This window comes from Nocardioides acrostichi (assembly GCF_015319165.1).
Lineage (GTDB): Bacteria > Actinomycetota > Actinomycetes > Propionibacteriales > Nocardioidaceae > Nocardioides > Nocardioides acrostichi.
Genome location: NZ_JADIVZ010000002.1, coordinates 596,704 through 611,457, shown reverse-complemented (window position 1 = coordinate 611,457; position 14,754 = coordinate 596,704). Strand labels below are relative to the sequence as shown.

Annotated in this window: 12 protein-coding genes and 1 pseudogene; 7 read left to right on the top strand and 6 right to left on the bottom strand. The window is 71.5% G+C overall.

Features of this window, described 5'->3' with window-relative positions; all coding sequences use genetic code 11:
* Positions 1–519 precede the first annotated feature (519 nt).
* Positions 520–1,716, top strand: a pseudogene (locus tag ISG29_RS07800) (RtcB family protein).
* 117 nt (positions 1,717–1,833) lie between these two features.
* On the opposite strand, the gene ISG29_RS07795 reads toward ISG29_RS07800, so the two are convergent.
* The 3 genes from ISG29_RS07795 to ISG29_RS07785 form a co-directional block, all read right to left on the bottom strand.
* Positions 1,834–3,411, bottom strand: coding sequence for a DHA2 family efflux MFS transporter permease subunit (locus ISG29_RS07795; protein ID WP_194502786.1), 1,578 nt, complete (start codon positions 3,409–3,411; stop codon positions 1,834–1,836).
* Positions 3,404–3,871, bottom strand: a complete 468-nt coding sequence (locus tag ISG29_RS07790; protein WP_194502785.1) for a MarR family winged helix-turn-helix transcriptional regulator — start codon at positions 3,869–3,871, stop codon at positions 3,404–3,406. Before ISG29_RS07790 ends, ISG29_RS07795 begins: the two co-directional genes overlap by 8 nt.
* A gap of 112 nt (positions 3,872–3,983) precedes the next feature.
* The gene (locus ISG29_RS07785; RefSeq protein WP_194502784.1) at positions 3,984–4,646 is read right to left on the bottom strand and encodes a LuxR C-terminal-related transcriptional regulator; all 663 of its coding nucleotides are present in this window, start codon (positions 4,644–4,646) and stop codon (positions 3,984–3,986) included.
* A 90-nt stretch (positions 4,647–4,736) separates the two neighbouring features.
* On the opposite strand from ISG29_RS07785, the gene ISG29_RS07780 reads away from it, so the two are divergent.
* Genes ISG29_RS07780 through ISG29_RS07770 form a run of 3 tightly spaced genes read left to right on the top strand, consistent with a single transcriptional unit; the run spans position 4,737 to position 7,922 of the window.
* Positions 4,737–5,828, top strand: coding sequence for an acyl-CoA dehydrogenase (locus ISG29_RS07780; RefSeq protein ID WP_194502783.1), 1,092 nt, complete (start codon positions 4,737–4,739; stop codon positions 5,826–5,828).
* On the top strand, positions 5,825–7,192 hold the full coding sequence (locus tag ISG29_RS07775) for a PIG-L family deacetylase (protein ID WP_194502782.1): 1,368 nt from the start codon (positions 5,825–5,827) through the stop codon (positions 7,190–7,192). The genes ISG29_RS07780 and ISG29_RS07775 overlap by 4 nt, the downstream gene beginning before the upstream one ends.
* Positions 7,185–7,922, top strand: a complete 738-nt coding sequence (locus ISG29_RS07770; RefSeq protein ID WP_194502781.1) for a glycosyltransferase — start codon at positions 7,185–7,187, stop codon at positions 7,920–7,922. Before ISG29_RS07775 ends, ISG29_RS07770 begins: the two co-directional genes overlap by 8 nt.
* An 18-nt stretch (positions 7,923–7,940) precedes the next feature.
* Here the strand turns inward: ISG29_RS07770 and ISG29_RS07765 are convergent, their stop codons facing one another.
* From ISG29_RS07765 to ISG29_RS20745, 3 genes are all read right to left on the bottom strand, one after another.
* On the bottom strand, positions 7,941–8,588 hold the full coding sequence (locus ISG29_RS07765; protein ID WP_194502780.1) for a Type 1 glutamine amidotransferase-like domain-containing protein: 648 nt from the start codon (positions 8,586–8,588) through the stop codon (positions 7,941–7,943).
* A gap of 92 nt (positions 8,589–8,680) precedes the next feature.
* Positions 8,681–10,300 (bottom strand): alpha/beta fold hydrolase, encoded by a 1,620-nt coding sequence (locus ISG29_RS07760; RefSeq protein ID WP_194502779.1) that lies wholly within the window; start codon positions 10,298–10,300, stop codon positions 8,681–8,683.
* Positions 10,301–10,399: 99 nt separating this feature from the next.
* Positions 10,400–12,130, bottom strand: coding sequence for a sulfatase family protein (locus ISG29_RS20745; RefSeq protein ID WP_194502778.1), 1,731 nt, complete (start codon positions 12,128–12,130; stop codon positions 10,400–10,402).
* Between the two features lie 58 nt (positions 12,131–12,188).
* On the opposite strand from ISG29_RS20745, the gene serA reads away from it, so the two are divergent.
* Genes serA through ISG29_RS07740 form a run of 3 tightly spaced genes read left to right on the top strand, consistent with a single transcriptional unit; the run spans position 12,189 to position 14,680 of the window.
* Entirely contained in the window at positions 12,189–13,388 is a 1,200-nt protein-coding gene (serA, locus tag ISG29_RS07750) for a phosphoglycerate dehydrogenase (RefSeq protein WP_194502777.1), read from the top strand.
* The gene (locus ISG29_RS07745; protein ID WP_194502776.1) at positions 13,385–13,801 is read left to right on the top strand and encodes a hypothetical protein; all 417 of its coding nucleotides are present in this window, start codon (positions 13,385–13,387) and stop codon (positions 13,799–13,801) included. Before serA ends, ISG29_RS07745 begins: the two co-directional genes overlap by 4 nt.
* Complete coding sequence (locus ISG29_RS07740) at positions 13,802–14,680, top strand: oxygenase MpaB family protein (protein WP_194502775.1); 879 nt, start codon at positions 13,802–13,804, stop codon at positions 14,678–14,680.
* The last annotated feature ends 74 nt before the right edge of the window (positions 14,681–14,754 follow it).

Here is a 14,754-nt window from a genome sequence, read left to right as displayed (position 1 = left end):
GTACAAGTCGACGGCCTGACGACGGAACTCCTCGGAGTAGTTCTTCCTGGCCATGATTCTCGGATCATCTCGCTTCCCCAGCACCAGATGCTGGATTCAGCGTGTCCAAGAACCGGGGTCAGGCCCCGACCTCCGTGGTGATTCAGGTGTGGGTGCGTGGTAGCTCCACACCTCACCCGGAGGTCTTCGTCATCGTCCAGCAGCCACGCCGGTGCCTAACGTCCGTGATCAGAACAGCTAGCGCTCCTCACGGCTCAACCACCGAACCCACCGGGTTTCGACACGCTCGTCGCTGGCGCTCCTCACGGCTCAACCACCGCACCCACCGGGTTTCGACACGCTCGTCGCTGGCGCTCCTCACGGCTCAACCACCGGTGGGGCTCGGTGGCACACGCACAACCGCAGGTGCAACCTGATCTGCGACCTCTAGCGTCGGCGGCGTGCCGGCGAGGGCCGGTGCCCGTCGCCTGCGAGAGCGGGGGCGGACTCAACCGAGAGGGAACAGCAGAGAACACGACCATGGAGAAGATCAACGCGAAGCTCATCAGCTGGGCTTCGATCCTCGAGCAGGGCACCCGCGACCAGGCGGTGACGACGGCACGCATGCCGTTCATCCACCCCCACGTCGCGCTCATGCCCGACGCGCACCTGGGCCTCGGCGCCACCGTGGGGTCGGTCATCCCGACCCTGGGCGCCGTGATGCCGGCTGCCGTCGGCGTCGACATCGGCTGCGGCATGATCGCCGTCCGCACCGAGTACAGCCGCGAGCAGCTGCCACAGAACCGGACGCCGGTGCGTGAGGCCATCGAGCGCGCCGTCCCGCTGTCGGCCGGTGCCTTCAACCGCAAGGTCAGCCGCGACCACACGCGGGCGCGGCTCGAGCAGCTCACCGTGCAGGCCGAGCAGGCGGACTTCGAGCCCGGTCGGTACGCCAAGCGGTGGGAGCTCCAGCTCGGCACCCTCGGCGCGGGCAATCCCCACTGAATCGAGCAGGGCATCGAGGTGACCGCTGACGAGGAGGAGCGGGTCTGGCTGTTCCTGCACTCGGGCTCCCGCGGCGTCGGCAACCGGATCGCGCAGCACCACATCGGCATCGCCCGCGAGCTGTGCGAGAAGTGGTGGATCGAGCTGCCGCACCGCGACCTCGCCTACCTCGTCGAGGGAACGGACGAGTTCGGCGCCTACATCGCGCAGATGCAGTGGGCGCAGCACTACGCCCTGCTCAACCGCGAGGAGATGATGGATCGAGTCGTGCGGCAGTTCGCCGAGTGGGTCGGGGCCACGTCTGCCGACGAGGTCGTGCGCAGCGAGGAGATCAACTGCCACCACAACTACACCGAGCGCGAGCGGCACTTCGGTCGTGACGTGTGGCTCTCCCGCAAGGGTGCGATCAACGCCGAGGCGGGTCGGCCCGGGCTGATCCCGGGCTCCATGGGGACGGCGTCCTACGTCGTGGTCGGCAAGGGCAACCCGGTGGCCCTGCAGTCGGCGCCGCACGGTGCGGGCCGGGCCTACAGCCGCAGCAAGGCGCGGCAGGCGTTCACCCGTGAGCAGCTGCGGGAGTCGATGGTCGGCATCGAGTACCGCGACACCGACGCCTTCCTCGACGAGATTCCGGCGGCCTACAAGCCCATCGACCAGGTGATGGCCGACGCCGCCGACCTTGTGGAGGTGCGGCACACGCTGCGGCAGCTGGTGAACGTCAAGGGCGACTGACGGCGGCTTCGACCCTCGGCGCGACGAACGGGCGGGCCCTCCCCCAGGAGAGCCCGCCCGTTCTGTGCGCGTCCAGACCGGTGCCGATCAGACCGGTGCCGACCAGACCGGTGCCGATCAGTGCATGAGCACGGGTGCGGCCTCGTCGTCCTCGTCGGGCACGGACTCCATGCCACGGGGCAGGAAGGCGATCGGCACACACGCCGCCACGAGGAGGGCGAAGCCGACCCACAGCGCGTGGCTGTAGGCGTCGGCCATGGCCACGGTGACGGCGTGGGCGAAGCCGTCGCCGAGCCGCTGCACCAGCTCGAGCGCGGCCTGGGGCGGAGTGCTGCCGCTCTGCTGGGCGGCGTCCACCGCGGAGGCGGCCGAGATGACGTCGGAGTCCCGCATCGAGCTCGTGAGCACGACCGTGAGGATCGCGACGCCCATCGAGGCGCTCACCTGCTGGGCAACGTTGAGCAGCGTGGACCCACGCGCGACCTGACTGGCCGGGAGCGTCTTCAGCGCCGAGGTGAACAGCGGCATCATCGTGCCGCCCATGCCCAGGCCCATGACGAAGAGGCAGAGCATGACGTGCCAGTAGGGCGTGTCCGCACCCGTGTTCATGGTCAGGCCACCCACGCCGAGCAGGATGCCGAGCATGCCGAACGGGACGATGCGCCCGATCGGCAGCCGGTCGGTGAGGTTGCCGGCGATCGGCATCGTGAGCATGGCGCCGAGACCCTGCGGCGCCACCAGCAGCCCGGCCTTGAGCACCGACTCACCACGCACCTGCTGGAAGTAGGTGGGCACGAGCAACTGGGTGCCGAAGAAGGCCATGATGAACAGGACCATCGTGAGGATCGAGACCGTGAGGTTGCGGTCGCGGAACAGCCGCAGGTCGAGCAGCGGGTGCCGCGGCTTGAAGCTGTAGAAGACGAACGTCACGAGGAGCGCCAGCCCGATCAGCGTGGGCACGAGCACGCGGGTCGCCTCGACGGTGCCCTTCTCAGGGATCGAGGAGACGCCGAAGAGGAAGAGCGCCAGCCCGGGCGACATCAGCAGCATGCCGACGAGGTCGAAGGTCTCGGTGGGCTCGGGGGCGTCCTTCGGCAGCACGGTGAACGCGTAGCCGAGGGCGACGACGCCGATGGGCAGGTTGATGAGGAAGACCCAGTGCCAGGAGAGGTTCTGGATCAAGACGCCGCCGAGGATCGGCCCCAGGATCGGGCCGAGCAGCATGGGGATGCCCAGGATGGCCATCAGGCGACCCATCCGGTGCGGACCGGCCGCCCGGGTCATGATCGTCATGCCCAGCGGCATCAGCATGCCGCCACCGAGCCCCTGAAGCACCCGGAAGGCGACCAGGCTCTCGATGTTCCACGCGGTGGCGCACAGCAGGGAGCCGAGCGTGAACAAGGCGATGGCGCTCATGTAGAGGCGCTTGGTACCGAACCGGTCGGCCGCCCACCCCGTGACCGGGATGACGGTGGCCAGCGCCAGCGTGTAGCCGGTCGCCGTCCAGGCGACGGTCGAGAGGTTGGGCTCGTCGAACACCTGCATGAAGGTGCGCTGGGCGACGTTGACGACGGTGATGTCGAGGATCGACATGATGGCGCCGAGCACGACCACGCCGGAGACGAGCAGGATCTCCTTGGTGATCTTGTCGTCGTCGGGGTCGACCACGACGGGGGATGCGGTGGCCTCAGCCATGAGTCTCCTTCGGGGGAAGGTGCAGGACGTCGCCTGCGAGGATGGGGCGCAGCGCGTCGATCAGCGCCTGCGCTTGCGGGTCGGGGATGCGGCGCACGATCGCGGCGAGCACGCGACGCTTGCCCTCCTTGTGCTCGTCGGTGATCTGCCAGCCGAGCGCCGAGAGTCGAATGTGCTTGACCCGCCGATCCTCGGCGCTCTCGTTGCGTTCGACCATGCCGTGCCGCACGAGGTGGTCGACCGCGCGACCGGCCGTGGCCGGTGAGATGCCGAGAGTGCGCGCGACGTCGCTGATGGGTACGGCCGTCTCGCGCTGTGCCAGCACGAACAGCGCTCGCACGTGGGTGATCGAGAGCTCCTTGTCGAGCAAGGCGTCGACCGACTCCGCCTGAGCCTGGGCGAAGACGCGGCCCATGAACGTCTCGAGGCTCTCGAGAAGCTCGTCGGCGATCGTGTGCACGTGTCAACGTTATCGATCATGCAACCATTTCACCAACGGAAGCATCTGTGACATGGGACACCCCGTCGGGCAGGACGTCCGGGCCTCACGTGCGGGCACGGCCGGGGCCTCGCTAGTCGGCCGCCCCGGATACGACCTGCCGCTCGTGATCGCGCGCGAAGCCGTGGTCGATGCCCCACAGCACGGCCTGGGTGCGGCTCTCGACGCCGATCTTGCGGTAGAGCGAGCGCACGTAGCTCTTGACGGTGTTCTTGCCGAGGAACGCGCGCTGACCCACCTGCTCGTTCGAGAGTCCCTGGCAGATGAGGGCCAGCACCTCGCCCTCGCGCGGGCTGAGCCCCTCGCGGTCGCCGGGCCAGCGGCCGACGTCGCCGTCGACCGGCTCCTCGTCGGCGGACGGAGGCCGCACGATGTCGCCCCGGGCGACGGCCTCGATGGCCGCCACGAGCTCCTCCGGAGAGGCGGACTTGGCGACGTACCCGTGAGCCCCGGCGGCGAGGGAGTCCTCGACCAGGCGTCGGTCGGTGTTCCAGCTGAACACCAGCAGGCGGGCCTGGCTGCCGGCCAGCATCGCGTCGGGACGCAGATCGCCCCCCTGAGCCTGGCCGAAGGTGTCGTAGAGGACGACGTCGACGTCGCTGAGCACGGGCATCGCGCTGTCGACCTCGACGACCTCGACCCGATCGGCGAAGGCGCTGAGCACGCTCGCCACCCCGGCCACCACGAGCACGTAGTCGTTGACCACCGCCACGCGCACCCGCTCACCGGCCTCCATGCCTGGCGAGCATAGGGCGACGCCGGGGGCGTACCTCAAACACCCCTGAGGGTGCATCGAGTCGACCACGCCGCCACACAGGATCGAGACGTGAGCTCACTTGTCGTCGAAGCCTGCCCTGCGACCGTCGTCCTGCCCGGGGCGGAGGGCTGTGTCGACTTCGTGGCGTCCCTGGCCGAGGAGGTGCCGACGGGTCCGGCCGACCTGAGCGCCGCCGTCGACTGGGCACGCGAGGTCGGACGCCGAGTGCCCCGCCCCGGCGAGGGTGCGACGGCGGTGCGCTGGTCGGTGCTGGCGACCGTGGCGGCCCGCGATCTGACCTGGGCACGGGTGCTCGAACCACATCTCGACGCGCTCGCCATCCTCGGCGAGGCCGACGAGCTGCACCTCTCGGGTCGCTACGAGACGTGGGGCGTGTGGGCCGCCGAAGGCGGCGACGCGCCGCTGGCGGCCCGGTGGGACGAGCGCTCGCGTAGCTGGCTGCTCGACGGCGTCAAGCCGTGGTGCTCGCTGGCCGCGGTGGTCGACCGCGGTCTGGTGACGGCCTGGGTCGACCACGGCAGTGCCCGCCGCATGTTCGCGGTCAGCACGAGCCACCCGGGTCTCTCGCACGTGGCGCAGTCATGGGTCTCGCGCGGCCTGGCTGACCTGCCGACGGCGTCCATCCGGTGCCGCGACGTGACCGCGCAACCGGTCGGCCGCACCGGCTGGTACCTGGACCGCCCCGGCTTCGCCTGGGGTGGGATCGGCGTCGCCGCGGTCTGGTACGGCGCCGCACTCGCACTGCTGGCCCGGTTGCAAGCCGCCTCGCGCGCTCGGCAACCCGACCAGATCGCGCTCATGCACCTCGGCGCCTCAGACGCCGCACTGACCGCCGCCGGCGCCCTGCTCGGCGCCGCCGCGCGCGAGGTCGACCACGAGGGACGGCACGGTGCGGACGGGTCAGAGTCCGCGATCCGGGCCGCCAGGGTGCGACACGTCGTGCACGACGCCGCCGAGGACGTGCTCGACCGGTGCGGCCACGCCCTCGGACCGGCGCCGCTCACCTACGACGAGGAGCACGCCCGGCGGGTCGCCGACCTCACCGTCTACCTGCGCCAGCACCACGCCGAGCGGGACTCCGCCGCGCTCGGCCGCGCCCTGCTCGAGACTCCTCACACCCTCGACCCCGGCGGCCGGTGACCGCGCAGGTGACGACGTTCGACCACCGCGACGCGGGCACCGCGCGGGAGTCGTGGCGCGGGGCACCGCAGTGGCAGGCCATGCCCGCCCTGGCGCCCGACTGGCTCGCCGAGCACGACCTCGTGTTGGTGGTGGCCGCACACCCCGACGACGAGACGTTGGGAGCGGGCGGGCTCCTGGCCCGCGCGGCCGCCGACGGCGTCCGCACCGAGGTCGTGGTGCTGACCGCCGGCGAGCGCAGCCACCCGGACTCTCCGACCCACTCCCCCGAGAGACTGGCCCGGCTGCGCCGCGAGGAGCTGCACGCGGCCGTGCGTGCCCTCTCGCCGCGGTGCGCCGCCGTGCTGCTCGGCCTGCCGGACGGCGAGGTCGCCGCCCACCTCGACCTCATCACCGCCCACGTCGTCGAACGCTTGCGCGGGGCCCGACGACCGCTGGTGGTGGCGCCCTGGCGGGGCGACGGGCATCCCGACCACGAGGCAGCCGGTCGGGCCGCCGCCACCGCCGCCCAGCGCACGGACGCCGACCTGCTGGAGTACCCGGTCTGGTTCTGGCACTGGGGCTCGCCGACCGACGCCCCGTGGGACGTCCTGCGTGCCCTGCCGCTGCGAGGACCGGAGCGCTCCGCGAAGTCGCGGGCCATGCAGGCCCACCTCACCCAGGTCGCCCCGCTCTCCTCCGCGCCGGGTGACGAGGTGCTGCTCTCCGAGACCTTCCTCGCGCACTTCTGCGACGACCACGAGGTGTTCGTGCAGGCGACACCGGGCGATACCGACGACACGGCGCTCGACGACCTGCACCATGAGGGCCGGGAGCCGTGGGGCGTCGACGAGCGCTGGTACGAGGAGCGCAAACGCGCGCTGGTGCTCGCCTGCCTGCCGTGGCGCGACCTGGGCGACGTGCTCGAGGTCGGGTGCTCCACCGGCTCGCTGGCCGAGTCGCTGGCCGGCCGCGCGGAGCGGGTACTGGCCATCGACTCCAGCCCTCAGGCCGTGGCTTCCGCCCGACGTCGGCTGCAGGCAGCGCCCCAGGTGCGCGTGGAGCGCCGTCGCGTGCCCCACGAGTGGCCGGAGGGCCGCTTCGACCTCGTCGTCTGCTCCGAGGTCGGCTACTTCCTCAGCCCCGTCGAGCTGCGAGGCCTCGTGGCGCGGGTACGGGACTCGCTCACGGCGGAGGCCGTGGTGCTGCTGTGCCACTGGCGGCACCCGGTGTACGGCTGGCCCCTGGACGCCGACGCCGTGCACACGGCGTTCGTCGACGACCTGACCGGGGACGGCACCGCCCGGGTCGCCGTGCGACACGTGGAGCGTGACGTCGAGGTCGTCGTCCTCGCCACGGGGGGCTGGCCGGTGGCCGATGAGTGAGCCGGGCGCGGGATTCTGGCACATCGGCGTCGTGGTGCCGGCGCACGACGAGGACGAGCTGCTGCCCGGCTGCCTGGCCGCTCTGGGCACCGCCAGCGCGTACGCGCAGCGGGTGCTGCCGGGCACGCGGGTCACGGTGCTCGTGGTGCTCGACCGTTGCACGGACGACTCGGAGGCCGTCTGCCGACGCGCTGCCGTGACCACGCTGGCGGTCGATGCCGGATCCGTGGGCGCGGCCCGACGTCTCGGTGTCGAGGCGGTCCAGTGGCCTGGCCCGGCGCACCGCGGCTGGCTGGCCTGCACGGACGCCGACACCGAGGTGCCCGCGGACTGGCTGGTCGCCCAGCTCCGCGCCGCCGACACCGGCGCCCGACTCCTGCTGGGAGCCGTCGAGCCGGATCCCACCGGCGTCGATCCCGCGCTCCTGCTGGCCTGGCACCGGCTGCATCCGGAGCCGGCCGGCGCCGCAGACCTGCGGGTGCACGGAGCCAACCTCGGCATCCGTCTCGACACCTACCGCCGACTCGGCGGCTTCCGCGACCTGGCCGAACACGAGGACGTCGACCTGGTCCGGCGTGCCCTCGCAGCCGGCGTCCGGCCGCGGCGGGGGAACACGGTGCGCACGTCGGCCCGGACGGCCGGGAGGACGCCCGGAGGGTTCGCGGGCTACCTGCGGGCTCTCGCCATCACCGCGTCCGGCGGCGGGGACGACCTGGAGCGGCCCGCCTGATCCGACTGGGCCGTGTCGTCAGTCGAGCAGGTGCCACTGCCCGTCGGAGACGACCTCGACCCGACCGTCGACGACGGTGAGCGCCGAGGCGTCGTCGAGCACGTACCCAGGCACGCCCACCTCGGCCCGCCAGCCGTGTGCCGTCTCGAGGGTGTTGGAGGGGAACACGTCGAGGTGCGGGAAGACCGAGAAGTCGACCAGGCCCAGGCCACGGTCGTCGTCGGACCAGTGCGCGAAGTCGCTGCCCACCCGCGGCGTGAGTGCCATGCTGCCGGCGCTGAGCCCGACCCACACGGTGTCGTGCAACTCGGGCAGCAGGTCGGCCAGGCGGGACTCGCGCAGCCAGTGGGTCAGATACGTGGCGTCACCCCCGTCGACGAGCAGGACGTCGGCCTCGCGCACCCACGGCATCCACCTCTCCGCGCCGATCGAGGGCAGCGCGGTGAGCTCCAGCAGACCCACCGACGCCCAGCCGAGCTGCGTCAACGTCGTCGACGTGCCGGTCACGAACCGGAATGCGGTGCCGGGGTCGCAGAACGGGTGGCCGTACGTGCCGGTCGGGATGCACAACGCCCTCGCCTGGTCGATCGGCTTGCCGAGCAGGTCGGCCAGGGCCGTCCGGATGCTCGGGGTGGTCACGCCGCCGGAGGTGAGCAGGAGCTTCATGCGCTCATTGTTGTCGCGCGGCCAGCGGCCGCAAGGCCGTGGCGATGACCATCATCGCGAGCTCGGCGAGCGTCTCAGCGGAACCGGGCGCCTCAGCGGAACAGCGGGAGTCCAGGCCGCTCGATCACCGGCCGTGCCTGGCGCGGGTTCGGCGGCGCGAGCGGCGGGCACTTCTTGTCGGCGACGCCGTCTTGTTCCGACCGCGGCGGCAGGGAGCCGTCCTTGAGCAGGTTCTTGACGGTGTCGTCGGTGCATGCGACGCCGTAGAGGCTCACCGCGTGCGAGGTGCCGCCGACGCCCTCGACCAGCGAGGCGGTCGGGAACAGCTGACGCACCTGGAGCGCACCGGAGAACGGCGTGGCCGCGTCGTAGGTCTCGTTGAGCAGCAGCACGGGGCCGGTGTACTCCGAGCCGTCGACGTCGACGGGGTCGGTCGAGGCGACCGGCCACGTGCGGCACGGCGCGTTGAACCAGGTGTTGCCCCACGCGTAGAACGGCGCCTGGTCGTGCACGGCCCAGGTGTCGTCGGCCCACGTTTGCCAGTCGCTGGGCCACGGCGCCTCGGAGCAGATGGTGCCGAGGTACATCGCGTAGCCGTTGTCGTCGCCCTTGGGCGCCCCGCCTCGGTAGATCCGCTTGACCGGATGCGCGTTGCCGTCGTGCTTGAGCACGTCGAGAGCGTGGCCCACCTGGAGCCAGGTGAGGTTGTAGTAGCCGGCGTAGAGGATCGCGTCGTCGAGCTCGTCGGGCCCGACGCCGATGATCGGCTTGTCGGTCAGTCGCGTACGGAGCGCGGCGATCCGCTTCTCGACCATCGCGCGGGTGCTACCGAGCCGGTAGGTGCCCTTGTGGTCGGCCAGCCAGGCGTAGAACTTGCGCACGGTCTTCTGGAAGGCGATGTCCTGGTCGAAGTTCGCCTGGTACCAGACACGGGTGGGGTCGACCACGCCGTCCATCACGATCGCCTTGAGCGAGTCGGGGTGCTCGGTGGCGTAGACCTGAGCGATGTAGGTGCCGTAGGAGAACCCGTAGAAGGTGATCTGCTCCTCGCCGATGGCCCGGCGCAGCATCTCGTAGTCCTCGACGTTGTCGGTGGTGCGGACGTGATCGAGCAGCTTGCGCCCGGAGCCCTTCTCGCCGCTGGCGCAGTCGGCGGCGTAGGTGTCGGTCTTGTCGCGCCACCAGGAGAGGATCGCCGGGCTCGAGGGCACGTAGGGCTTGCGGTCGAGGGTGTTGTAGTCGGGGTCGCAGGAGAGCACCGGTCGGCTGGAGCCGACGCCGCGGGGGTCCATGCCGTACCAGTCGTAACGGCTGGCGACCTTGCCGGGCACGTAGGCGCCCAGCACCGAGAGCGTCAGGCCGGACCCTCCGGGCCCGCCGGGGTTGGTGAACACCGCGCCCTTGAAGATCTTGGAGGTGTGCTTGACCCGCGAGACGGCCAGGTTGATCGTGCGCCCGGTCGGGTCGCTGTAGTCGAGCGGCACCGTGAGCACGCCGCACTGGGCACCGATGTCGTGCAGGTAGCCACCGGCGCAGCGGGTCCAGTGGATCGGCACCACCGGCGGCTCGGGTGCCTGCTTCACGTTCACCCCGGTCGACGGCGCGGGCGTGGCGGACGACGGCGCGAGACCGCCGAGACCCAGGGCCAGTGCGGCAGTGGTGACGGCGCAGGTGGCTGCGGCGAGGACGGACCGGATCGATCGAGTCGACATGGGGGCTCCCGAGGTCAGGCGGTGGCTGATGCTCTCACGACCCGGGCCGCCGGTCGAGAGCCTCGCAGGAGCGGGGTGCCCGGGCCGGCCGACACCACCTCAGCCGCGGCCGGCCACCGGCAGCGGGTCGGGGCCGAAGGGCTGCCGCTCACACGCGGCGACCCCGTGGCACGCGGCGAGGCGTTCGTAGCGCGCCCGGAGCTCGTCGCGCACCGGCACGTAGGCCGGCTTGCGCAGCGACCCGTCGGGCCGGATGAGGTTGTGCAGCTCGTGGGGGTCGAGGCGGTGGTCGTAGAGCTCCTCGACGCCGGTCCAGCGCACCAGCCACGTGTAGCGCGGCGTACGGACGCCGCGCCAGGCCCAGCCCATCGCGTCCAGCGCCCGCTCATCGGCGGTGCCGGCCTGGATCAGCTGCGTGCTCGACGTCTCTGCACTGCCGGTCAGCATGCGCAGCAGGGACTCGCCGTCCGTGCGCCCGCTCGCGCGCACGTCGTCCAGCGCGCCGGCGGCGTCGAGGAACGTCGGCGCGAGGTCGACCGTGGTCGCCGGCAGCAGGCTGGTGGCGCCTTCGGCGATGCCGGGCCCGCGCATCAGCAGCGGGATCTGGAGGTTCTCGGCGTAGGGCAGGTTCTTGCCCCACAGCCCGTGCTGCCCGAGCTCGTAGCCGTTGTCGGAGGTGTAGATCACCAGCGTCCGGTCGAGCACGCCGGCCCGCGCGAGCGCACGGACCATGCGCGCGTTGCTCTCGTCGATCGCCTGGAGGGAGCGCACCCGCTGCCGGAACCACTCGGTGCGCTCGGCGAGGTCGTGCTGGGGGGCTCGTCGCACCGACAGCGGCTTGTCGGAGACGTCCTCGGTGAGACCCGGGTCATGCCTGCTGGGGAGCTTGAGGTTCGCGAAGAGATCGGCGTGCCGGTCCGCCGGCACCGGCGGACCCCACCCGCGACCATCGACATAGGCGTCGTGGGGACCGACCTGGGAGATCCAGATGAAGAACGGACGACGCTTGACCGACCACCGCTGCACCATGCGCTGCGCGAGGGCCGTGTTGGTGTCGGTCACGTAGCCGGGCAGCACCTTGTCACCGACCGGCAGCTCGTAGTCGACGTCGGTGTACCCGTAGGAGCGCAGCAGTGTCGGGTTCCAGCGGTCCCAGCCCTCGGGCCGGGCACGGTGCTCCACGTAGCCGTTGAGCGGCTTGCCGATGAAGCCGGTGCGGTAGCCGGCCTGTTGGAGCCAGACGCCCAGGTTGTCGTCGAGATTGTGCCGCTTGAACGCCGAGAAGCCACCGAACGGGCCGTCGTTGTGGCGCACCCCGTTGTTCTGGGCGTACTCGCCGGTGAGGATCTCCGCACGCGCCGGGCAGCACAGCGGGTGCGGGTTGATCGCGTCGGTGAAGTCGATGCCGTGTCTGCCGAGCAGCCGCCGTGTCTTCGGCATCCACCTCATCTCGAGGTCGGTCTGGTCGTCGCTGCTGATGAAGAGGATGTTGGGCCGACCGTCCTCCAGCCCGGGGGCGGTCGGCGGCTCGTCGCCGCGGCGCTCGCCGGGAGCGCCGGCGCCGGGCTCGCCGTCGCGCCGACCCGCGGCCTGCGCACGGCGCTCGGCGGCGTCGTCGAGCGCCTCTCGCTGGCGCTGCTGCGCCCCGGCGTCGGCGCCCGGCTGCTGCGCCGAACCGGTGTCGTACTGCCAGATCACGAGACCGCCGCCGGCGACCCCGGCCAGCAGCAGGGTCACGAGTACGAGCCCGAGGGCGCGGCCTCGCGCGTCGACGATCCGGACCGCGGCGCGCCGGAGCCTGGGGAGGGAGTGCACGAAGAGAAGACGCACGGGAGGGGCCGGAGGTTGCAGTGAACCGTCTCTCGACCCGGGCCACTACCCTGGAGGGGTGAAGGCGCTCCTGCTCGAGAACATCCACCCGCTGGCCGTCGAGATCCTCACCGGTCGAGGCTTCGAGGTCGAACTGCTGTCGCACTCGATGAGCGAGGACGACCTCATCGCGGCGCTGCCCGGCGTGCACCTGCTCGGCATCCGTTCCAACACCCACGTCACCGAGCGGGTGCTCGACCACGCCCCCGACCTCCTCGGCCTCGGCTGCTTTTGCATCGGCACCAACCAGGTCGACCTGGCCGCGGCCGCAGCACGAGGCATCGGCGTCTTCAACGCGCCGTTCTCCAACACTCGCAGCGTGGTCGAGCTCGTCATCGCCGAGATCGTCATGCTCGCGCGGCGGCTGGCCGAGAAGACCGAGAAGATGCACGCCGGCGTGTGGGACAAGTCGGCCAAGGGCAGCCACGAGATCCGCGGGCGCACCCTGGGCATCGTGGGGTACGGCAACATCGGCACCCAGCTCTCCAACCTTGCCGAGGCGATGGGGCTGCGGGTCATCTTCTTCGACACCGCCGACCGTCTGGCCCACGGCAACGCCCGCCGCATGCGCACCCTCGACGAACTGCTCGAGCAGGCCGACGTCGTGTCGCTGCACGTTGACGGGCGACCCGGCAACGCGGGTCTCTTCGGCGCCGAGCAGTTCTCGAAGATGAAGCCGCGCTCGCTGTTCGTCAACGCCGCTCGCGGCATGGTGGTCGACACGGAGGCGCTGCGCGAGCAGATCCTCTCCGGGCACATCGCCGGTGCGGCGCTCGACGTGTTCCCGATCGAGCCCAAGGCGCAGGGCGACGCGTTCGAGTCGCCTCTGCGTGGCCTCGACAACGTCATCCTCACCCCGCACGTCGGCGGCTCGACGCAGGAGGCGCAGGAGGAGATCGGCTACTTCGTCGCCAACAAGCTCGCCGGGTTCGCCCTCGAGGGCCGCACCGAGCTGTCGGTCGACCTGCCCGCCGTCGCGGCCCCGGCCCTGGAGTCCGGGCACCGGATGGGCTTCCTACACGTCAACGTGCCGGGGGTGCTCGCCGAGGTGAACCAACTCGTCGCCGACTCCGGCGCCAATGTCACCGGCCAGTTCCTGGCGACCCAGGGAGAGCAGGGCTACGTCGTCACCGACACCTCCGACCCGCTGCCCGACGCGGTGATCGAGAAGCTCGCGGCCTCTGCCCAGGCGCTGTGGGTGCGGCGCTGGTCGGCATGAGCGAGCAGCCGGTACCTGCGGGCCAGCGGCCGGGCGATCCTCCCGTCGGCTGGATCGACTTCACGGTGCAGGGCAACCCCATGACCGCCAGCATGGTCACTCCGAGTGTGACCGTGAACGGCTACCCGGTGCCCATCCGCAACTACTCGACGACCCCGATCCCGATGCCGCCGGGACGCCACCGCGTCGAGGTCTCCTGCCAGTGGTTGCGGCGCTACGGCCAGGCCTCGCTCGACGTCGACGTGGCCGAGGGCCAGACCGTGCCCGTCTTCTACGCCCAGCCGCTGCACCAGTTCACAGCCGGTGCGATGGGGTTCGAGAAGCAGAAGCGACCCGGCAGGGCGAGCCTGTTGGCCCTCATCGCGGTCATCACCCTCCTGGTCGTCGGTGTCGTGCTGCTCGGGGTCTTGTAGATGCCGGGAGCGGTGTTCGGATCCGCCCGCCAGCAGCTCGGCGCGGCGCTGTTCGCCCGGGTCGCCGGGCCCGACGGCGACCGCGAGCGCGACCGCATCCACGGTCGCCCCGGGCCGCGATGGTTCCCCGCCGGCTCGGCCATCACCCGGGTGCACGGCGACGCCTCGATGTTCGTCGGCGGCGTGCGCGCGCTCCTGCTCCAGACCCTCCATCCTGCGGCGATGCGCGCCGTGGCCGAGCACAGCGGCTACCGCGGCGACCCGTGGGGCCGACTCGCCCGCACCTCGACGTTCCTGGCCACCACCACCTTCGGCCACGCGGCCGACGCCCAACGGGCCGTCGACGTGGTGCGCGCCGTGCACAGCACGATCGGCGGCACCATGCCCGACGGCAGCCCGTACGCCGCCTCCGACCCGCACCTGCTCCGTTGGGTGCACGTCGCCGAGGCCGAGTCCTTCCTGCGGGCCCACCAGGTCTACGGGGCGCGACCGCTCGACCAGGCGGGTCGCGACGAGTACGTCGCCCAGGTGGCCGAGGTCGGTGCCCGCCTCGGGGTGGTCGACCCGCCCCGCACGGAGGCCGACTTGGGTGCCGCCCTCGACGAGTTCCGTCCCGAGCTCGCCGGCACGCCCGAGGCGAGGGACGCCGTCCGGTTCCTGCTGCTCCAGCCTCCATTGCCGCTGCCCGCGCGAGCGCCGTACGGCGTGATCGCCGCCGCCGGTGTCGGCCTGATGCCGGCCTGGACCCGCTGGCCCCTGCGGTTGCCGTGGCTGCCCGTCAGCGAGCGCACCACCGTGCGCGCCCTGGGCACCCTGGCCACCGGCACGATCCGCTGGGCGATGGCCGAGCAGCCCGCCGCCCGCGCCTCCCGCCGCTGACCTGCCACGAGTTTTCCGCTGAGCCGTCACCAGTTTTCACGTGACCTGCCACGAGTTTTCCGCTGAGCCGTCAC

Coding starts and splice junctions, on each gene's coding strand:
- ISG29_RS07795 (WP_194502786.1), bottom strand. CDS start 3,411: ATGGCTGAGGCCACCGCATCCCCCGTCGTGGTCGACCCCGACGACGAC.
- ISG29_RS07785 (WP_194502784.1), bottom strand. CDS start 4,646: ATGGAGGCCGGTGAGCGGGTGCGCGTGGCGGTGGTCAACGACTACGTG.
- ISG29_RS07770 (WP_194502781.1), top strand. CDS start 7,185: ATGAGTGAGCCGGGCGCGGGATTCTGGCACATCGGCGTCGTGGTGCCG.
- ISG29_RS07765 (WP_194502780.1), bottom strand. CDS start 8,588: ATGAAGCTCCTGCTCACCTCCGGCGGCGTGACCACCCCGAGCATCCGG.
- ISG29_RS07760 (WP_194502779.1), bottom strand. CDS start 10,300: ATGTCGACTCGATCGATCCGGTCCGTCCTCGCCGCAGCCACCTGCGCC.
- ISG29_RS07745 (WP_194502776.1), top strand. CDS start 13,385: ATGAGCGAGCAGCCGGTACCTGCGGGCCAGCGGCCGGGCGATCCTCCC.
- ISG29_RS07740 (WP_194502775.1), top strand. CDS start 13,802: ATGCCGGGAGCGGTGTTCGGATCCGCCCGCCAGCAGCTCGGCGCGGCG.